At 39.2% G+C, this 19,185-nt stretch carries 20 protein-coding genes; 7 read left to right on the plus strand and 13 right to left on the minus strand.

Translation table 11 applies throughout. The features are described from left to right. The first annotated feature begins 94 nt into the window (after positions 1 to 94). From ACN6MY_RS14510 to rocF, 3 genes are all read left to right on the plus strand, one after another. A complete protein-coding gene (locus ACN6MY_RS14510; RefSeq protein WP_419880831.1) occupies positions 95 to 1,294 on the plus strand; it encodes an ornithine--oxo-acid transaminase in 1,200 nt (399 codons plus the stop codon). Between the two features lie 245 nt (positions 1,295 to 1,539). Continuing rightward, positions 1,540 to 2,970, plus strand: coding sequence for an amino acid permease (locus tag ACN6MY_RS14515; protein WP_419880832.1), 1,431 nt, complete (start codon positions 1,540 to 1,542; stop codon positions 2,968 to 2,970). A gap of 58 nt (positions 2,971 to 3,028) precedes the next feature. After that, positions 3,029 to 3,928, plus strand: coding sequence for an arginase (gene rocF, locus ACN6MY_RS14520; protein ID WP_419880833.1), 900 nt, complete (start codon positions 3,029 to 3,031; stop codon positions 3,926 to 3,928). Positions 3,929 to 4,167: 239 nt separating this feature from the next. Here rocF and ACN6MY_RS14525 read toward each other — a convergent pair whose 3' ends face one another. The 6 genes from ACN6MY_RS14525 to ACN6MY_RS14550 form a co-directional block, all read right to left on the minus strand. After that, positions 4,168 to 4,476, minus strand: coding sequence for a DUF6980 family protein (locus ACN6MY_RS14525; RefSeq protein ID WP_419880834.1), 309 nt, complete (start codon positions 4,474 to 4,476; stop codon positions 4,168 to 4,170). Between the two features lie 178 nt (positions 4,477 to 4,654). Next, entirely contained in the window at positions 4,655 to 5,545 is an 891-nt protein-coding gene (locus ACN6MY_RS14530) for an RnfABCDGE type electron transport complex subunit D (RefSeq protein ID WP_419880835.1), read from the minus strand. Then, a complete protein-coding gene (locus ACN6MY_RS14535; RefSeq protein WP_419880836.1) occupies positions 5,538 to 6,458 on the minus strand; it encodes an FAD:protein FMN transferase in 921 nt (306 codons plus the stop codon). The genes ACN6MY_RS14530 and ACN6MY_RS14535 overlap by 8 nt, the downstream gene beginning before the upstream one ends. Before the next feature lie 25 nt (positions 6,459 to 6,483). Further along, entirely contained in the window at positions 6,484 to 6,963 is a 480-nt protein-coding gene (locus ACN6MY_RS14540) for an FMN-binding protein (protein WP_419880837.1), read from the minus strand. A 287-nt stretch (positions 6,964 to 7,250) separates the two neighbouring features. Further along, the gene (locus ACN6MY_RS14545) at positions 7,251 to 8,516 is read right to left on the minus strand and encodes a sensor histidine kinase (protein ID WP_419880838.1); all 1,266 of its coding nucleotides are present in this window, start codon (positions 8,514 to 8,516) and stop codon (positions 7,251 to 7,253) included. Position 8,517: 1 nt separating this feature from the next. Further along, positions 8,518 to 9,192 (minus strand): response regulator transcription factor, encoded by a 675-nt coding sequence (locus ACN6MY_RS14550; RefSeq protein WP_419880839.1) that lies wholly within the window; start codon positions 9,190 to 9,192, stop codon positions 8,518 to 8,520. Positions 9,193 to 9,397: 205 nt separating this feature from the next. Between ACN6MY_RS14550 and ACN6MY_RS14555 the strand changes: the two genes are divergently transcribed. Both ACN6MY_RS14555 and ACN6MY_RS14560 read left to right on the plus strand, forming a co-directional pair. After that, a complete protein-coding gene (locus ACN6MY_RS14555; protein ID WP_419880840.1) occupies positions 9,398 to 9,871 on the plus strand; it encodes a DUF2231 domain-containing protein in 474 nt (157 codons plus the stop codon). A gap of 451 nt (positions 9,872 to 10,322) precedes the next feature. Beyond that, on the plus strand, positions 10,323 to 11,249 hold the full coding sequence (locus tag ACN6MY_RS14560; RefSeq protein WP_419880841.1) for a D-alanyl-D-alanine carboxypeptidase family protein: 927 nt from the start codon (positions 10,323 to 10,325) through the stop codon (positions 11,247 to 11,249). Between the two features lie 64 nt (positions 11,250 to 11,313). On the opposite strand, the gene ACN6MY_RS14565 is transcribed toward ACN6MY_RS14560, so the two are convergent. The 3 genes from ACN6MY_RS14565 to ACN6MY_RS14575 all read right to left on the minus strand — a co-directional run bounded on the left by ACN6MY_RS14565 (position 11,314) and on the right by ACN6MY_RS14575 (position 13,115). Next, positions 11,314 to 11,667: a hypothetical protein gene (locus ACN6MY_RS14565; RefSeq protein WP_419880842.1), complete on the minus strand. Its 354-nt coding sequence runs from the start codon at positions 11,665 to 11,667 to the stop codon at positions 11,314 to 11,316. 478 nt (positions 11,668 to 12,145) lie between these two features. Beyond that, positions 12,146 to 12,325 carry a DUF2187 family protein gene (locus ACN6MY_RS14570; RefSeq protein ID WP_071353136.1) on the minus strand — a complete coding sequence of 60 codons (180 nt, stop codon included), beginning with the start codon at positions 12,323 to 12,325 and terminating at the stop codon, positions 12,146 to 12,148. A 172-nt stretch (positions 12,326 to 12,497) separates the two neighbouring features. Next, a complete protein-coding gene (locus ACN6MY_RS14575) occupies positions 12,498 to 13,115 on the minus strand; it encodes a cell wall hydrolase (RefSeq protein ID WP_419880843.1) in 618 nt (205 codons plus the stop codon). A gap of 474 nt (positions 13,116 to 13,589) precedes the next feature. Between ACN6MY_RS14575 and ACN6MY_RS14580 the strand changes: the two genes are divergently transcribed. Beyond that, a complete protein-coding gene (locus ACN6MY_RS14580) occupies positions 13,590 to 14,474 on the plus strand; it encodes a polysaccharide deacetylase family protein (RefSeq protein ID WP_419880844.1) in 885 nt (294 codons plus the stop codon). 730 nt (positions 14,475 to 15,204) lie between these two features. Here ACN6MY_RS14580 and ACN6MY_RS14585 read toward each other — a convergent pair. From ACN6MY_RS14585 to ACN6MY_RS14600, 4 genes are all read right to left on the minus strand, one after another. Next, positions 15,205 to 15,564, minus strand: coding sequence for a hypothetical protein (locus tag ACN6MY_RS14585; RefSeq protein WP_419880845.1), 360 nt, complete (start codon positions 15,562 to 15,564; stop codon positions 15,205 to 15,207). Positions 15,565 to 15,737: 173 nt separating this feature from the next. After that, positions 15,738 to 16,916: an NAD(P)/FAD-dependent oxidoreductase gene (locus tag ACN6MY_RS14590; protein ID WP_419880846.1), complete on the minus strand. Its 1,179-nt coding sequence runs from the start codon at positions 16,914 to 16,916 to the stop codon at positions 15,738 to 15,740. A 39-nt stretch (positions 16,917 to 16,955) separates the two neighbouring features. After that, positions 16,956 to 17,396: a DUF1641 domain-containing protein gene (locus tag ACN6MY_RS14595; protein WP_071353162.1), complete on the minus strand. Its 441-nt coding sequence runs from the start codon at positions 17,394 to 17,396 to the stop codon at positions 16,956 to 16,958. A 405-nt stretch (positions 17,397 to 17,801) separates the two neighbouring features. Then, positions 17,802 to 17,984 (minus strand): YolD-like family protein, encoded by a 183-nt coding sequence (locus ACN6MY_RS14600; protein ID WP_090991369.1) that lies wholly within the window; start codon positions 17,982 to 17,984, stop codon positions 17,802 to 17,804. A 163-nt stretch (positions 17,985 to 18,147) separates the two neighbouring features. Between ACN6MY_RS14600 and ACN6MY_RS14605 the strand changes: the two genes are divergently transcribed. Continuing rightward, positions 18,148 to 19,182, plus strand: a complete 1,035-nt coding sequence (locus ACN6MY_RS14605; RefSeq protein WP_419880847.1) for an acyltransferase — start codon at positions 18,148 to 18,150, stop codon at positions 19,180 to 19,182. Positions 19,183 to 19,185: the final 3 nt, after the last annotated feature.

The following is a 19,185-nucleotide window of genomic DNA, read 5'->3' on the forward strand; positions in this document are numbered from 1 at the left end:
CCTCATTCATAGCATGCCTTGATTTTCATTTTGGCATAAAACTTGCATTATACATAAATGAAGAAACAATGACATGATAACAGGAGGCTTTCAAATGACAATCATTACAAAATCACAGGAAATCATTGAGAAAACAATCAATTATGGCGCGAATAACTACCATCCGCTTCCAATCGTTATATCAAAGGCAGAGGGCGTTTGGGTTCAGGATCCGGAAGGCAATAAATATATGGATATGCTCAGTGCCTATTCTGCCGTAAATCAAGGTCACAGACACCCTAAGATCATTCAGGCATTAAAGGATCAGGCCGACAGGATCACTTTAACCTCCCGAGCCTTTCATAACGACCAGCTCGCACCTTTTTATGAAGCTGTATCAAAATTAACCGGCAAGGAAATGATCCTGCCCATGAATACAGGGGCGGAAGCTGTTGAAACTGCTTTTAAAGCAGCGAGGCGCTGGGCTTATGATAGGAAGGGTGTTACTGAAAACCGTGCTGAAGTGATTGTTTGTGAAGGTAATTTCCACGGCCGGACAATGACAGCTGTTTCCCTTTCATCTGATCCTGAATATAAACGCGGCTTCGGTCCGATGCTTCCCGGAATCAAAATAATCCCTTATGGTGATTTGGAAGCATTAAAGTCAGCCATCACTCCAGACACTGCTGCATTTCTAATTGAGCCTATCCAGGGAGAAGCTGGCATAGTCATTCCACCTGAAGGTTTCCTGAAACAGGCTTTGGAGTTATGCAAAGATAACAATGTATTATTTATAGCAGATGAAATTCAATCAGGATTGGGCCGATCCGGAAAGACCTTTGCCTGTGAATGGGATGATGTTACACCAGATATGTACATTCTTGGAAAAGCTCTTGGCGGCGGAGTATTCCCCATTTCTTGTGTAGCAGCAAATAAAGAAATCCTAGGTGTATTCAACCCGGGATCACATGGCTCAACATTTGGCGGCAACCCGCTCGCCTGTGCAGTATCAATCGCTTCCCTGCAGGTATTGGAAGAAGAAAAACTTGCTGAACGTTCATTTGAACTCGGAAACTATTTTATGGATGAATTATCACAAATAAAAAATCCAAAAATCAAGGATGTCCGTGGCAGAGGACTATTTATCGGAGTGGAATTGTCTGAAGCAGCGAGACCATATTGTGAACTGCTTAAGAATGAAGGCCTATTATGCAAAGAAACCCATGATACGGTTATCCGATTTGCCCCTCCTTTGATGATATCTAAAGAAGACCTTGATTGGGCGATTGAAAAAATCAGGAAGGTTCTTTCATAAACTGCTTTCTGCCTTACAATAATTGCAATAACTATTGGATATTCTTTTTCAGCCGACAAGATACCGGAGCAGTCATTTTGATGCTTCCGGTAACCTTTTTAGTAAATATGCCTTTATCAGCACGAATAAGCAACTGTCCATTTGTTATACGAATATATTATATTTCCCTTTCTTGTTCTAAGATTTTAGAATATAATGAAAACATCTAATGGAAGCGTTTACTCATTTGTTTAAGGAGAGATATCATGAAACCTGAATACAGCCAAAATAATGAACTGAAAAGGACCATGAAGTCCAGGCATCTCTTTATGATTTCTCTCGGAGGGGTTATTGGGACAGGCTTCTTTCTAAGTACAGGATATACAATTAATCAGGCAGGGCCGGCTGGTGCAATACTCTCCTATCTAGTCGGCGGATTTATTATGTTTTTGACAATGTTATGCCTTGGAGAGCTTTCAGTGGCAATGCCGGTATCGGGCTCTTTCCAGACATATACAACCAAATTCATTGGTCCCGCAACCGGATTTACGGTTGGCTGGCTCTATTGGCTTGGCTGGGCTGTAACTGTAGCGGTGGAATTCCTTTCTGCCGGACAGCTTATGCAAAGGTGGTTTCCTGGTTCTCCCGTGTGGATTTGGTGTGCTTTATTTGCGGCTGTTCTTTTCGCATTAAATGCGCTTTCGGCAAAAGCCTTTGGTGAAGCGGAATTCTGGTTTGCAAGCATTAAGGTATTTGCCATAATCATGTTCATTATCCTCGGCGGAGCTGCCATGTTCGGGCTGATTGATATGAAGGGCGGGCAGCCTGCCCCAATGCTCGGCAATTTCTTTAAAGACGGCCTCTTCCCTAATGGTTTTGCCATTCTGTTAATTACCATGATCTCGGTAAATTTCTCCTTTCAAGGAACCGAGTTGATCGGCATTGCAGCAGGAGAAAGCGAAAATCCTGAGAAGACGATTCCCCGTTCAATCAAGCAGACTGTATGGAGAACATTGTTTTTCTTTGTACTGGCAATCTTTGTCCTGGCAGGGCTGATTCCCTGGCAAAAAGCTGGAGTAATCGAAAGTCCGTTCGTTGTTGTATTTGACAGTATCGGTATCCCGTATGCAGCAGATATTATGAATTTTGTAATTCTTACAGCACTATTGTCTGTAGCGAATTCGGGGATGTATGCCGCTTCTCGCATGCTGTTTTCTTTGTCTAAAGAGGGAATGGCTTCTCCTGTGCTTGGCAAAGTCAACCGGAAGGGCATTCCGATGAACTCGCTTCTTCTTACTTTAGGTGTGGCATGCCTTTCACTCTTGTCAAGTGTAGTAGCACCTGGAACTGTTTATGTTTGGCTTTTATCACTGGCAGGTCTAGGAGCACAAGTTGGCTGGATTTCCATTACAGCCTCACAGCTGGCGTTCCGCCGAAAGTTCCTTCGTCAGGGCGGACGAGCTGAGGATTTGAAATTCAAAACACCATTATACCCGTTCCTTCCGCTTTCAGGTCTTATTTTAAACAGTATTGTCATGATCAGCCTCGCTTTTGATGCCGAACAGCGCATGGCATTATATTGCGGAATTCCATTCATGCTTGCCTGCTACATTATTTATTTTATTAAAATAAAAAAGCAGCAAACTAAAATCGAAGTTGAATTGCAGCTTAAGTCAAAAAAGCAAATGATTGTCTGATAGGATCTATCTCCTTCAGAAAAGATAGACTACTATACATAGATTTGGAGAGATATATATGAATAAGAAGGTTACCATTATAGGAATGCCGATGGATTTGGGACAAATGAGGCGGGGTGTTGATATGGGACCAAGCGCCATCCGTTATGCAGGAATCGTTGAAAGATTGCAGAACTTGAACCTTGAAGTGCGCGATAATGGCGATATACCTGTCGGAAGGCCAGAGGTTGTCATTGATCCGGACACTAATATGCGCAACCTTGAATTGGTGGCAGATAGAAGCAGCATTCTTGCAGAGGAAGTTTATAGTGCTATAGAAAGAGGCGAATTTCCATTAGTGCTGGGAGGCGACCACAGCATCGCCATCGGCACCCTTGCAGGAACTGCCAAGCACTACCCTAATCTTGGAGTGATCTGGTATGATGCACATGGAGACCTAAACACAGCCGAGACTTCCCCGTCCGGCAATATTCATGGCATGCCGCTTGCTGCAAGCCTTGGAATCGGCCATCCCTCACTGACTGACATTGGCGGTTTCGCACCGAAAATCAAACCTGAAAATGTTGTAATTATTGGAGCACGTTCACTGGACGAAGGTGAAAAAGAATTAATCAAAAATAAAGGAATCAAAGTATATACAATGCATGAAATAGACAGGCTTGGCATGACAAAGGTAATGGAAGAAACCATCGCTTATCTTAAGGAAAGGACAGACAGCGTTCATCTTTCCCTTGATCTGGATGGATTAGATCCTCTTGATGCACCAGGTGTAGGAACTCCGGTAATGGGCGGTATCAGCTACAGGGAGAGCCACTTGGCGATGGAAATGCTTGCAGAAGAAAACATCATTACCTCCGCCGAATTTGTTGAAGTCAATCCGATCCTGGATGAAAAAAATAAAACAGCCATAGCTGCAGTAGCATTAATGGGATCCCTGCTTGGCGAAAAGTTATTATGATAGTATCCTGACCTGTTTTTCCAAAGGCAACTGAAAAAGCCTTATAGGATATTTTGTATTGGCCTGTTGGTTACACAGCAGGATGCTTTGGTGCAATAAGCCTGGCGATATAAAAATAAACCAAACTTCATAAAGCCATATCCCCTACTTTTTAAAGGGATATGGCTTTTTTTGTATCCTCGTTCCTTTTACTGAGGACGGTTCCTGAAAACTTCTAAAAAGCCCCTTATTGGAGAGGCTTATTTGTTGTACCATTTATTCGAATTGAAATCTTCTGTTATGTCTTGTTCAAAAGGATCTTCATAGCCTAATCTTTCAAGGGTATCGAACCATAACTCTCTTTTTGATAACGGCAGTTTTGTACCGCACCAAGGACAGAAAGAAATATCTATACATGAAGACCCTCCATCGTGAACGATTAATCCGTATTCATCAAATTTAGAACTGTAAAAAATCAAGGTGTCTGGACAATCAAATGGGTCTGCGTGTTTTCTGCAAATATAATTTACCCTGTCAGTCATATTGCTGCAACAGTGTTTTTTGGACATATTGTTTCCTCTCTTTTGATAGTCTTATATGAGGAAATAATAACATAGAACAACTATGTTTAAGAGATAAACCTTTCGATAGCCTTTTACATAGATTCTAAGCATCCTTTTTGTTCAGTTTCCATCTGACTATTCTGGCCAGCAGAGTTCTTAATAACAAGGCTGTATGTTTACATTATCAATTTACTCTGTGAAGCTTTTTTCCTTTTGGGACTGCCAGCGCTTTCCATATGTTTGCGAGCAATAATCCGTCCAGAAGATAGGTTAATCCTCCAATCTCCAAATAAGCTGCTATACTGACTACTGCCGCCATAAGCCCAAAGATGATTTGATCTTTATATTTTGCGGGTGAAGTTGGAGGATCTGTAATCATAAAAAATGCCATAAATAGAGTTGAATTTATAAATGGCGGACGAAAGACTTCTCCTGTCATTTTCAAATGAAGCAGGTTTATTAGTGCAAACAATAAAAAATATACACCCAGAAACGTAAGTACCTGCGGGAATTTGTTCACTTTTTCCGTTACTGCGAATCCGCCTATAATAACAAGGAGAAGGAGCCATGGAGAAAGCAATGACATGCCTCCCCACCAGCTGTGCCCGCTTGAAAATAATATAATCGACGCTAAAAGCCCAAAGGCAGCGGGATTAAAAACGGGTTTTTTATTTAAAACAATCAGATGCTTTGATAGTATGCTGATAAAGGTAATAATGATCACCTGATACCAAGGCACCTCCGTGCTCAGGACCATTGAAAGAATTAAAGCGGAAATGATGCCTCCATCTACCTTGAATTTCTGCCTTTTCTTCAACTTTGCAAAAGCTAAATCGGCCAAGACAGCTGCCATAATAGCAGAACCTGTATTTATTAATCCTTGTCTAGGGCTGCTGCCCCAAATGCCGGCAGCGAATAAGACGATTAGGATCAATATAAGATAGCCTTTCGGAGTGTTTATGAATCTTTGAAATTTGTTTTTCTTTTTCTTATACTCAGGGTGGCGATAGGCCATTCTAGTAAAAGAATTTTCTTTTCTATTTCCCATGGCCTGTGAATGTTTCAAATTATGCACAATAATACCTCTCTATTCCGCTTGTTACTTTCATTTCCAGTGCAGGAGTTATCATGATTCCTTCTGCTCCGTGTTCCTCCAAGAGGATTAAGCCTTTTTCGGGTCCCAGGATGAATGCAGCTGTTGACAAAGCATCCGAGAGCATGGCAAATGGAGAAATAGCTGTACAGCTCAAAATTTCATTGCTCGATATCTGTTTCACTGGATCGAAAAGATGATGAACCCCGTTATTTGCTATACTTTTTCTTTCATAGCTGCCGGATGTACAGACAGCGCAATCCGAGATTTTTAATTTACAAATGATCTGCATAGAATCCAAGGGGTGCTGTATGCCAACTTTCCAGGGTGTTCCGATTTCATTCACCCCTTTTGCAAAAATATCTCCTCCTGCATTTATGCAAAATCCCTCAAATTCATCCAGCTCTCTTCGTGCTAAATCTACGGCTAACCCCTTCGCAACAGCCCCTAAATCCAAGATAAGGGGTTTTGTGAGCAACACCGTCCGCTTCTTTTCATCTATCAATACATCCTTATAGGTTCCGTTCAATCCTTCCGTGGTGTCTAAACTGGTTATTTCTCCTGTTAAATAGTTTTTGTTAAATCCATGCTTTTCCAGGGCATTTCCCACTGTAATATCAAAAGCGCCATTTGTTTCTTTAGAAATTTTAATTGAAAAGTGAATGGCCTGAAAAAGAATTTCACTTACCTTGACCGGAATTCCGGTTGAAGATGAAAGAAGCCTAAGCTCGCTATCTGGATCGAAACGGCTGCAGCTGCTTTCGATATTATGAAAAATATCAAAAACACGAGATAAACTTTTTTGTATGACTTGTTCGCTTTTTGAAGAAACCACTGTAAAGCTGATGACGGTATCCATGCATATTAGCTTTCTCTCGATTTTCTTTTTCAGCAATTTCCGCTCCTCCTGTCACATTCAATTATATTTTTGCCTGCTGAAGTGCCTCTTCCACGGCCCACTGGAAATCTTCTGAGCTTAGGGTAGCACCGGATACCAAATCCACCCTGCTGCTTTGCCTCTTCAAAGCCTGCTCAGGCAATCCGTCTATTTTAGACTGAGAATAATGAGTATCGCATTTTGTTATTTCGACAGAAGTAATTTTATCGTGCTTTGTGGTAACGGCAACTTCCACAGAACCAATCCTGGTAGTTCCTGTTCCGTAAAAGGTGCCATTTTTATAAATTTTCGGCTGATAAATGACAGCTTTATGTTCAGGCATATTTTTAGATTGCTTTTGCTGTTTTACATTTCTTCCTCCTTGATCCAAGTTCTGTATTTCTTGAGCCTGATGCGGTATAGCCATGTCTGTTGTTTGTTCAGTCGCTGAATACCCCGCAAGATAGATGGCACCAACTGCAGCTGAGCATAATGTAATCATTTTGTTATTTAATTTAGCCATAGTTTTGACCTCCATAATCAATTCATTGTTCATTATAAAAAGTGAACATTTGAATTTCTTTAGAAAACTTCACCTTGATATAAATTCAAGCTCTAAGCTACATCAATATAAATTTAACAACCCCTGCTGCTGTGCTTTTCAACTTTTAAACAACAAAAAAGCCCCGCCTTAATTTAATAAGGGCGGGACTGAGATTTCCAGATGGTTCCATTATACTTTACAGATAGTTCACACAGCTTGCCTCAGAAATCAATAAGTACATATCTATTAGTGCAGCATAAAAGAGGCTACCTTTTGCATAAAGGCAGCTGAAGAAGGAATTCGCTTCCTTTCCCCAATGCACTGACAGCCCGGATCTTACCTCCATGCGCCTCGATAATCCACTTGGCGATTGACAATCCAAGACCAGTCCCTTCAAACTCTCTTGTCCTTGCTTTATCTCCACGGTAAAAACGTTCAAAAATTAATGGCAAATCCTCTGCTGATATTCCCGCTCCTGTATCAGCTACAGAAATATGGGCTGCAGATACTTTTACATAGCATCCAACTGAAATGAATCCTTTTTCCTCCGTATATTTCAATGCATTATCCAAAAGGATCATCAATAATTGATAAAGCCTTTCTTCATCACCTGAAATATCAATATGGCAGGAAACGTTTGATTCTACTTTAATTTCTTTTAAAGCTGCCAGCTCAGAAAAGCTTTGTACCGCTTTATTCAGCAATTCATCGAGATTTACCCTTGCCACGTTCAGTTCAAGCTGATTGGAGTCTGATCCAGCTAAAATCAAAAGATCAGAAATCATTTTGCTCATATATTTTATTTCGCCAATTGCCTGGGATATGCTCTCGCTCTCCTGTTCAATGCTGCTTTTTGGATGCCTGAATAACCGTTCTAAATTAAGCTTCATGACAGCTAAAGGGGTGCGCAATTCATGTGATGCGTCTGCAGCGAATTGTGTTTGTTTATTCCATGCGGACTGTATGGGAACCAGCGCTTTATTTGCAAGGAATAAGCCCGCCAGTATTGCTGCAGCTGCACTTATTATAATGCCGAACCCAATTACCGTAAGCAAATGAGACAGCATTTCCCTCTCTCTTTCCATATTATAAATAAGCTGAATCCTGTTAATATACATGGATGTTCCATTCAATTTTACGTTTTTGTTAACCAGTATACTGAATGAACGGTATTCAAGCCCGCCGCTTTTTATAGTTTTTGGAATACTTGATTTCGCTTCACTTTTTAGCTTTGATAAATCTCCTGCAGCAATCAGATTTTCGGGCATCTCTTTTTGAATTTCACTATTTTTTCCTAAAAATAGATATACAAGCCGATGGTTTTCTTCATTATTTTCTGGATTTAGGAATTCCCCTATATCATCAAGGTGCTCGTGTTTCATGTGGCGTGCCACATCCTGAATCGTTTTATCGACTTGTTTTTCCAGACGCCATTGCATATAAAAGTAGAGCACAGTGCCAAACAGACAGATTATACATATAAATACAGCTGAATTTAATAAAACCAGTCTTAATCGGGTCTTTTGAAACATATCATCCCTCCGATAGCATATACCCTACACCTCGCACGGTCTGTATAAGCTCCTCAATTCCAAATGGTGTTAATTTTTTCCGTAAATAATGGATATAAACATCCACAATTGTTTCCCCAGCTTTTGATTCAATTCCCCAAATTCGATCGTATATCTGGTCACGAATTAATATTTGCTCACGATTTTGCATAAGATAACTCAACAATTCAAATTCCTTTTTTGTTAGTTTAAGCGGTTCTCCAGTAATGCTGGCCTGCTGCTGGGTAATGTCGAGCATAATTCCTGCGTATGCCATTTTTCCTTCCAAACCGATTTTTCCAGCCCGCCGGAGAACAAATCTCACCCGCGCCAAAAACTCTTCAGTGGCAAACGGCTTTACAAGATAGTCATCTGCCCCGACATCAAGCCCTTTTACTTTATCTTCAATCCTATCTTTTGCAGTTAGTATTAACGCCGGGATATTCATTCCTCCCATACGGATCTGCTTAATAAGAGAAATGCCATCCAGACCGGGAAGCATTAGGTCTACTATCAATAAATCATAAACACCTGTCCTGGCCATTAATAATCCTTCATCGCCGCTTTCAGATTGATCCACATCATATGCCTCTTCCGCCAATATCTTCGCTATGATATTCTGAAGTGCTTTATCATCTTCCACAATTAATATGTGCATGACGTTCACCTTCCTCCTTCACCATATACTTTTTTGGAAAGTTATTCTCTATTTTAAACAATAAAGATTTAAATTTGATTAGAATGATTAAAATAAATAAGAATTCACATAGTAGTTGAAATCAAAAAAAATTATTTTTTCTAATGGAATTCTAATTTCACTGGCCTATACTGACATCAATCTATAGTAAAGGAAGATTAAAAATATGCTAAATGAAGTTTTCGCACATATTCACCCAATCTTTGTTCACTTTCCTATTGTCATCATTTTAATGGCAGCTTTATACGATTTATTCTTCGCTATCTTGCATAAGAAAGCCGCGCCAAAAGGAAACTGGATTTGGCTTGCAGCTTTCTTAAGCGCATGGGTCGCCATAGGTACTGGGCCTGGCCAGGATGCAAGAGGGAATACTAATATTTTTCATTATCATGATAACTTAGCAACTTTAACAACTATTTTAGCTCTTGTCATCTTAGCATATAGGGTTTTCTTCAGGATAAAAAGCAAGGCTATGGTCCGGCAATGGCTTGCTATAAGCACCATTTTATCGGTTTTGTGTGCAGCCGGAATTCTTTCTGTGGGGTATTTCGGGGGAAAGATGGTGTATGACCAGGGAGTTGGCGTGAAAGTGCACGGAAAGTATGTAAATCCACCCAAGAACCATGACAAGGATCATTAATGTTAAGGCTCTTGCGCTTAATTCGTAGAAAAATGAAATGCTGATTTTTTTAATCTGATAAAAGGTAGTAGTTAATTTAAAGTAAAATCTGTTGAAGGTTTTCGAAATCCGGGGAATTTTCAATGTGCCATCCAAGCCTCCTGCCACTTTTGTGGTAAAGGGGCTATTTTTTTTACAGTTTTCCACATTAATCCATCCATAAGAAATCCTCAATAGCCTTAAGCATGGCAGTAACTTGTCTCCTGTATGATATTAATGAATTATATCTCCTATATGGACGGTTAACGTGACCGATAGTTTTCTCCTATTAAAAAACAACATAATCCGGCAGTGTAAATCTTAAAAGAGTTCTTCATTAATTTATGTATTAAAGTTTAATAGGATGCAAACCAGCTTTTGGTAGGGTAAGATGATAGTAGTAATAGACTGTCATTGGGGAAGGATTGAAAATATGAATATAAACAAAGTGCTATGGAAAAAGTTTTTGCCTGTTGGAACAGCACTCATGCTTGCATTTACAATGCTGTTCGGTTTAGGGGGAAAGCAAGTTTTTCCAGGCAATTCAGCAAAAGCGGAAGTGCTGCATTATACGGCAGCTGCCAATTTAAACATCCGCACTGGCCCTTCCACTTCTTATAGGAAACTTGGAACTGTGAAAAAGGGAACATTGTTAAACATTAAAGGCACGAAAAGTAATGGCTGGTATAAACTGACATACGGCGGCAAAACCGGGTATGCCTCGGGGAAGTATATAAAATCCACGTCTGCCGGCAAGGACAATGCCATTCATGTTGCTGCTAAACCGGATAGCATTTCTGTGTTAGTAAACAAAAATAACAAGCTGCCAGACACCTATACACCAAAGGATTTAGTATACACATCGATTCCTTTTATTTTTAAGGAAAAGACCGAAAAACGAAAAATGAGAAAAGAAGCCTCATTAGCTTTAAGCAAGCTATTTGCCGGTGCAAAAAAGCAGCATGTTAACCTTTTAGGTGTCTCTGCTTACAGATCTCACTCCACACAGGTTGGGCTGTTTAACTATTATGTAAAAAAAGATGGCTCTGAAAAAGCCAGAACTTATAGTGCCCTTCCTGGAACAAGCGAACATGAAACCGGGCTTGCCATTGATGTAACAGGCGGGAATGGCAAATGCGCGGCGCAAGATTGCTTCGGGAACACGAAAGAAGCAAAATGGCTTGGGACCCACGCCGCAGGTTATGGTTTTATCATCCGCTACCCTAAAGGAAAACAAGCAATCACAGGCTATAAATATGAGCCATGGCACTTAAGATATACAGGAAAGGCAGCTGCCAAGTATATCAGCGGGCATCATATTACACTTGAAGAATACAACGTGAATACTGTCAGCAAATAACAATAAGGCCGGGATGCTCCGGCCTTATTTCTATATATACGGGCAGTAATACTGCTTGCTGGCGCTACAGGAAAAATGGGTTTTGAAAAGGCATAAAAAATAACCCATAATCCAGTACAACCAGCTCCTCCTCTGAAGCCTCGGAAATAGCGACATTTCCCAAACGCAAATCACCAGGAATAATACCATGCTTTAAAAATTCCATGTGCAGGTCTAGAATTTTATAGGATGTTTTGATATCCGCTGAAGGCTTTTTCATCATTTTTTTCATTATAATCCACCCGTACCCCTGCTCTTTCACTTCACAGAGCAAATGTTTAACGTCTTTCGGGCACCTTTTGTAAAGTTCATATTCCCGCTGGATGCTTTTCAGTCCCATATCGGAGAAAGCAATTTTGAGAACATATCCGTTTTCCATGTCAAATACCATCCTGTTGAATCCATGTTCTATAAAAGGATACTTTAGATCCATTGTCAAGCGTGCAGCTTCTACAATATTACTGATTGGGAAAAATTGATATTTCCATAGTATTGGTATCCATTTTTGAATAGATTCTATTTCCTCTGCCGATAAAAAATCACTGTTTTTTTCCTGATTTGCTGCTTTATTATGATAAAAAGGAGATATACCTATCCCTCCTTTCCATTAACAAGTGAGGGGAAGTCCTTTCATATAATATGACTGCTTTAAAAAGATGCTTGTACATTCTGTTCCGGTTTTTTTAATCTGAAAAAACACAATGTTTAAATAGCAGAGCATTTCCCCGCAGCGATTTTCCCATCTGATTTGTCAAGCATAGGAATTGATGGCTGGACTTTATATACATATCAACTCATACAAAAGGCGCCCTGGCATGAATTACTGCCGGGGCGCCCTATTGATTAGCGTGCAAAATTTATGATTTGGAAATGATTTTATAATTTTTATGAGATACCACTGTCTTGTTTCCGATATATTCGGCATCCGTTTTATTTTCTGTAATGTTAACAATCACTGAGTTTTCGTTTACTTTCTCGACTATTCCTTTTACTTTTTTATTGAATAAAATTGCGTCACCGATTTTTGCTGCTTCCATCATCATTACCCCTCTGCCTATTTATCGTAGGTTTATTCTATATGATAGTACAGCAAAATTGCAACCGATTTCACTCATTTACCATTAAATTGGTGCATGCCACAGTTTTTTTCCTGATTTACTTTTCAAATTAGTTGTCATTTGGGATAATTTTTGAACTGCAGTAGCTTATTTACCGGGCGAACTGATGATTACCCAGTTTATATGTAATCGGCCGTGTATAAATCCACTGACTTGTGGTAATGCGGGGATTATAATAATACAGCGAACCATATGTCGGATCCCATCCCCTGTAGGCAGCTTTTACAGCACGGTAGGCTGTTGAGTCAGGCTGCAAAGTATATTGGCCGTCTACCACAGCAGAGAATGCATTTTTTTGATGAATGACCCCATGTAATGTATTTGGAAACTTGCTGGACTTGACACGATTCAATATGACTGCCGCAACGGCAACTTGGCCCTTATAGCTTTCCCCCCTCGCCTCGCCGTAAACCGTGTGTGCTGCCATATTAATGTCCGCTAGCTTCCGGGCAGTCCTGGGCCCTACAAATCCGACTGCTTCTATACGGAAGTCATGCTGAAAGCTTTTGACTGCCCTTGCTGTGATTGATCCATAATATCCAGTTGGTGCTGAGTGAAAATAGCCAAGGTGCTTCAGTTCCTTTTGAAGCTGCAATACATGATGCCCTCTTGATCCTTTGACGAGCTGAGATGCATCTGCGGAATTAAGAGTACAGCTTATGCATAAAATGAATGTAAATGCAGTAATCAGTAATTTCATTAGTTTCATATATTCTCTCTCCTTTTCACTACTGTCTTTCCTCTCTCCTTCTGCCCCCTTCTAATTCATACAATACCGGAGTCTTTTCCCTAAATTAAAGAAAAAAAACCCAGGTTTTGAAAAACAGATCTTTAGCATGATGATTGCCATTTATCTTGACGGGACAATTACAATGGGAAAATCCACAAAAAGGAAGTATATGAGGATGGAGATTCACGCAAAAAGACCAGTATTATGCTAGAAATAAAAAGTTACATTTCCTTGAATGGCTAATATGGCCGGAAAGCTAGTATTTCCCTGAACTTTATCAGTTAATTGATATTTTTTAATTAATCTTTCAAAAACTCATTCATTTTTACAATATCTCTCTATCTGCCCTCATATATGATTATGTTGAAAATTTTAGTATTTTTTTAGTGATTTCCTATCACTGACAATATATGATAGAGATAGACAAGCTTCTACAAAAAGGGTGATAGTACTATGAAAAAGAAAATAAAACCAAGAAAATGGGTCAAAGTCAGTATCCTTGCAGCCGGCATACTTGGTATATTTGGAGCTGCAAATTGCGAAACACATGATAATGAAGCAATTGCCAGCGAAAACAAAAAAACCGATGCAGCAAAACGGGATTTTATAAACGATCACATTGTAAAAAAAGAAAAACTTCCGGCTGCTTTATATCCGAAAATCAGCAGCCTGGCTTCCCAGCAGGTAAGGCTTAAGCCCTCCATAGAGGATTATGGCGGTTCAAAGACCGTTTATTTAACATTCGATGACGGGCCGGATCAGCATTCTATGAAGCTGTTAAAAATATTGGATCATTATCACGCAAAAGCTACCTTCTTTTTATTGGATCCAAATATAAAAAAACATCAAAATATTGTAAGGGAAATGCATAAAAGAGGGCATTCTTTAGGTCTGCATGGGGTTTCCCACAATGCACATCTTATCTATAGATCTAAAGAGACGGTAGTCGCAGAGATGAAACAGGATCAACAGACGCTGAGAGCAGTAACAGGTGTTACTACCCATTTGATACGTACTCCATATGGATCTTCCCCTTACATGAAGCCCGCATATATGAAGGCGGTTCAGCAAAATGGGTTTAAGCTTTGGGATTGGTCGATTGACAGTGAGGACTGGCAGTGCCGGAATGGGCAATATGTCAGCAATGTCGAAAAACAATTAAAACAACACAATTTTAAAACGATTCCAAATGTCATTTTAATGCACGAAAAACCAAGCACATATCAATACCTCCCAAAACTTCTTAGCTATCTGCAAAAAAATGGCTATACATTCGAAAGCATAAAAGACGATATGGTTCCGTATCATTTCAAAGCAAAAATGCCGGCAAAATCATAATACTAACAAAAAGGGCCTGCTTTTTTAAATCAGGTCCTTATAAAGCAGATGAAGAAGAATATGGTAAATACCATATTAATTCTTCATAAAGAATTCTGGATATCCCCCTCTTTCAATATTTTTATACTGCAGTTAGGACAGAAGATATTTAAACAGACTAATACGGCTAGAGGAAAACATGGCAAAAACGAGAATATTTTTCAGTAAGCATCGATCAATTGCCTCATACTCCAAGTAATTATTTCTTTATTGTGCATAGGTGCGTTTCCAACTTATTTTATGCCAACTTCATTAGGGTTTATCACTGGTATGCTATCCTCGCTGCTTCTTGATGAAATCCTGATAGGCGGTATTCTCAAGTTTCGGGTTAAACTACTTAAAAAAGAGACTCATAAAACATCTTCTTAAGTAAAATTCTTATTCCCTCTCTCCTCTAATTCATTTCTCTCCATGTTTTTAAAAACCCCTGAACAAAAAGTTGGTTATAACTAGGGTCGGCCATAAAACCTTCTGGGAAGCATGTTCAGCACCCTCTAACTTTCTATATTTAATTTCCTAATATTTTTATTTAAATCACCATATATGAGAAAAAAATTATTCTATACTATTAACTTCTTTTCCAAAACATCACATTTACTTAGACGAAGGTTTTCCCCTATAACATAGCTCATAAACAAACACGAAAAATCCGGAGTAAAAATACATCCAGATCAAGATATTGATTATTGAATTATCTATATTCTGCACCTGTAAAAGTTGTAGAAATAGTAAGAGTGGTTGCAATTGCGGCAGTAGCACTTATGGTAAGAGTATAAATTACCTCTTCATCTATGTTATTCAAAACATCCACAAAATCTAATGGAATTATTGAAGTAGTCGCTACACCTAATGCAACAGTTGGAAGCGGTTCAGAAAAAATTATTGCTCCTGTCAGTGGATTTTGAAACCTGTGAGATTTACGGATATTTAAGGTAGCTCCTGCAGCAATAGCTAGAACCGTAGTTAGCCTTACTGACCCTGTTAAGAATACTAAATCACCACTGCAGGTATCGTCAAACGTAAACAGATGCGGCTGCGGCCGTAGCCGCAATGAAGGCTTTTACGGAAACTACTAATCTATAATTTTTTTGAACCTTGGAGTTCCATTGTATGGGCCACCTTTTTTTCTTTCCTTATTAGTTATCACCATTAAATATACACAAAAAAGCCCTGACACATACGGTATATAACCGTGTGTACCAGGGCTTTAAATAACAGGTTTTATTAATACGCTAAGCTGAATAATCCTTTAATGTGAGTTAAATAACGCACATTGCTTGCTTCCTTCATTAGTGTAGCAGGAAGGCCTTTAAGAGCTGTAGAATTTGCACCGATCGTGGCCACAGCATCTTTGCGTCCAAGGCTTGCAAGTGTTCCGGAATTAATCGGGCTGAATTGCTCAAATTCTTTTCCTTCAAGGAATGCGAACAGATTATAGCCGATTAGTTCGCCCATTTGCCATGCGATTTGTGCAGTCGGCGGGAATGGACGGCCATCTGCAGCAAAGTATACCGCACTGTCTCCAGCAATAAATACATCATTATGTGATGTAGATTGAAGGAAATCATTGACTGTCGCACGTCCGCGGTTCACTTCAAGTCCGGATTGGCCCACAAGAGGATTTCCTTGAACTCCGCCAGTCCAAACAAATGTGTTGGTTACGATTTTTTGACCATCTTTCAAGTCAACAGTATTTCCTTCTACGTTTGTAACAGGAAGTCCTGTCAAGAAAGTGACGCCGCGTGCTTCAAGGCTTGCAGTTGCACGTTCAATCAAGTGATCAGGAAGAACAGGAAGAATTTTAGGGCCTGCTTCAACGAGCATCAATTTGATTTCCTTTGGATTCACTCCATAGCTTTTAGCTATTTTAGGCATTTTATCAGCGATTTCGCCGACTAATTCAACACCAGTCAATCCGCCTCCGCCGATAAGAATGGTAGCATCTGCTTCATTCTTCGTTTTTGCATATTCACGGATGCGCTCTTCCACATGACGCTGGATTTTCACTGCATCTGCAGCAGATTTAAGAACCATGCTGTTTTCTTCAAGTCCAGGAATGCCGAAGTAAGCAGTAGTGCTTCCAAGTCCGACAACAAGTGCATCATAAGAAAGAACAGATCCATCGCTTAGTTTTACTTCCTTCTGATCAACAGAGAAAGAATCAACCTTTGCAATTTTTAGATCAATGTCTTTTCCTTTGAACAATTTCTCAAGAGGCATAGCAACAGCCTGCTCAGAAATGCTCCCGGCTGCAAGACGGTGCAGCTCAGTGATAATTTGGTGTGTAGGGTATTGGTTGACCACTGTAACCTGTGCTTGAGTTTTATCCATATATTTGCGCAGTGTTAAAGCAGATAGCAGTCCGCCGTAACCTGCACCTAAGATGACAATTTTCTTTGACATAATATATCCCCCGTCCTTACTGATTATAGTAACAATAAATTATTTTAAGTTGTCGCGTTCAGATGAAACCTGAAGAAATGCATTTACAAACCGGAACATCTTTTGTGCCTGAGGATCTTTAAGCAATTTAAGCAATCCAAATACACCGATTACTTCATTGCTTGCATCTGCACGGTCTTTTGCTTCAATAGCTGTAGCTGCAAGATTCTTTGCAGTGTGGATCACTGGTTCAGCCATTTCTGTAATGGCACCTACTGTATCACTTTTAAGAACATCATCAGTTGCTACACTTTGAGCAAAGTCATAAGACTTTGTAAGAATACCGACTAGTTCAGTTAATTTTGGAAGCTGATCGACTAATGCTGTCAATGATTCCTGAACCTCTGGTTTTAAAAGCTGATCCAGTACATCAAGCTTTTCTTGGCTGGCTGTTAAAACTTTCGCTTGTTCAGACATATTTTGAGTGGTAGTTTCTGACATTTCCAATTCTCCTTTACAATAAGCAATTCTGCTGATTTTTTCGGGAAAACACATTCCCGTCCCCGCAAGATTTCCTTCTTGACCAATTTCAGCCAATAAGTTTGTGAATCTTTACACATACTATTACAAAAAAAGAGAACACAAACTGCCCGGCTTTACAAATAGTAATTGGACAAAAAAACCTATTCGCCCATTTTTCACTTATAAAAATAGTAAATATAAAAATATATAATTTGCTTACTAAAATATTATAACACTATTTCAAAAAAATTGTTCATCTAGTTTACATGTTTTATAATTTTTTTTTATTTCCTGCAGAAAAAATTTTGTTAATGTCCTGTTGCTTTCTATAAGAAAAAAATGACGCCAGCAAGGTTTGCAGGAATAGAAGAAACCTTGATGACGTTAATAAATTTCCCTTATGCCAGAAAGCCGGATAAAAAAGATGTTTTGGTTTTCATCCTCAAGCGAAAGTGTCTGTTCAATTGTATTTAATGTTCTTACCCTACCTCTGCAGGTTCTCATCAGCCCGTTTTGATAAAAATTGATTGTGAGCAGACTGTTTCTGCTAAGTTCTTTTAAAATCAAACTAACATCCCCTTTCTGTGATTCTATTCCAGGACCGTTTATGATATGTGCTTATTATACAGTAAGCGTTTACATTTGTGAACATGTTAACATATTTTTTGTTGTATAAAAATGAATGGATGATAAACGGTAAAGAACAGATAGAAAAGAAAGAAGGGTTATTATGGAACGCAGCATCAATACAAGAAATTATGCTATCGACTATATAAAGTTCTACTCAATTTTTGCAGTTGTCGTCATACACACCTTTCCTTTAGATCACTTGGCAGGTTTTTATATGCTTGATGCCCTTTCTAGATTTGCCGTCCCCTTTTTCTTCATGTCATCAGGCTATTTATTTGGAAGAAAAATAACCCGGTCAAAGAGCACTGAAACCTATTTTATTAAATATTTGATGAAACTGCTTTCCATTTATGCCTTATGGTTTCTTTTTTATTGCATATATGATATTAGTGTCCTTTTTATGACCCATCATGGCGCTGAAGCAACCGATGACATCTTGCACTATTTGGACGATTTTGCGCTGCTGGACCTTTTATATTACGGAAAAGGAACAAGCGGATATCAACTATGGTTTCTTCCCGCCCTAGTGTGGAGCATTTTCATTCTCTATATTTTTTTCCGGTTAAAAAAAATACACCTCTTGATATTGGCAAGTTTGATCTTAAACCTAGCAGGCTTATTAGGCCAGTCGTATACGATGTTTTATAAGATGCCGATCCCTACTAGAGATGCCTTGTTTTTCGGGTTATTTTACAGTACTTTAGGGTTTTTCATTGCCTCACATAAAGACAAGATCAATAAAAAAAGAATGGCCATTAAAATATATGTGCTCTTATTTAGCTGTTTTGCAGTATTGCAGGTAATTGAAGCCTATCTTCTGGATAGAAAGCTCTCAGGCAGCCACGGGGAATATTTCATTTCTACAATTTTTCTGACGGCCAGTTTATTTATTTTCGTCCTGCAATACAATCAGCATGGAAAAAATTTATTTGTCACGAAAATCGGCGCTGATTCTTTAGGTATTTATGTTATCCACGTTTTCTTTCTTAATCTGGTTAATCTGTATTTGCAAACTGCGGGCCTAAAAATGTCCGAAAATTTTATATGGAGTCTGTTTGAAACCCTATTTGTTTTCTTTATTTCCTTCTATGTATATAGAATGCTACAGTCAGCGAAAAAGATGGCCGGGATTTAGGAT

Source organism: Peribacillus sp. B-H-3, assembly GCF_048572925.1.
In the GTDB taxonomy this organism is placed as follows: domain Bacteria; phylum Bacillota; class Bacilli; order Bacillales; family DSM-1321; genus Peribacillus.

Bases quoted from the DNA above. Each gene is read 5' to 3' on its own strand.
- ACN6MY_RS14570 (WP_071353136.1), bottom strand. From the start codon at position 12,325: ATGGAAGCAGCAAAAATCGGTGACGCAATTTTATTCAATAAAAAAGTA.
- ACN6MY_RS14540 (WP_419880837.1), bottom strand. From the start codon at position 6,963: ATGGCTAAATTAAATAACAAAATGATTACATTATGCTCAGCTGCAGTT.
- ACN6MY_RS14510 (WP_419880831.1), top strand. From the start codon at position 95: ATGACAATCATTACAAAATCACAGGAAATCATTGAGAAAACAATCAAT.
- rocF (WP_419880833.1), top strand. From the start codon at position 3,029: ATGAATAAGAAGGTTACCATTATAGGAATGCCGATGGATTTGGGACAA.
- ACN6MY_RS14575 (WP_419880843.1), bottom strand. From the start codon at position 13,115: ATGAAACTAATGAAATTACTGATTACTGCATTTACATTCATTTTATGC.
- ACN6MY_RS14525 (WP_419880834.1), bottom strand. From the start codon at position 4,476: ATGTCCAAAAAACACTGTTGCAGCAATATGACTGACAGGGTAAATTAT.
- ACN6MY_RS14545 (WP_419880838.1), bottom strand. From the start codon at position 8,516: ATGTTTCAAAAGACCCGATTAAGACTGGTTTTATTAAATTCAGCTGTA.
- ACN6MY_RS14580 (WP_419880844.1), top strand. From the start codon at position 13,590: ATGAAAAAGAAAATAAAACCAAGAAAATGGGTCAAAGTCAGTATCCTT.
- ACN6MY_RS14560 (WP_419880841.1), top strand. From the start codon at position 10,323: ATGAATATAAACAAAGTGCTATGGAAAAAGTTTTTGCCTGTTGGAACA.
- ACN6MY_RS14550 (WP_419880839.1), bottom strand. From the start codon at position 9,192: ATGCACATATTAATTGTGGAAGATGATAAAGCACTTCAGAATATCATA.
- ACN6MY_RS14590 (WP_419880846.1), bottom strand. From the start codon at position 16,916: ATGTCAAAGAAAATTGTCATCTTAGGTGCAGGTTACGGCGGACTGCTA.
- ACN6MY_RS14555 (WP_419880840.1), top strand. From the start codon at position 9,398: ATGCTAAATGAAGTTTTCGCACATATTCACCCAATCTTTGTTCACTTT.
- ACN6MY_RS14605 (WP_419880847.1), top strand. From the start codon at position 18,148: ATGGAACGCAGCATCAATACAAGAAATTATGCTATCGACTATATAAAG.
- ACN6MY_RS14595 (WP_071353162.1), bottom strand. From the start codon at position 17,396: ATGTCAGAAACTACCACTCAAAATATGTCTGAACAAGCGAAAGTTTTA.
- ACN6MY_RS14515 (WP_419880832.1), top strand. From the start codon at position 1,540: ATGAAACCTGAATACAGCCAAAATAATGAACTGAAAAGGACCATGAAG.
- ACN6MY_RS14565 (WP_419880842.1), bottom strand. From the start codon at position 11,667: ATGGAAAACGGATATGTTCTCAAAATTGCTTTCTCCGATATGGGACTG.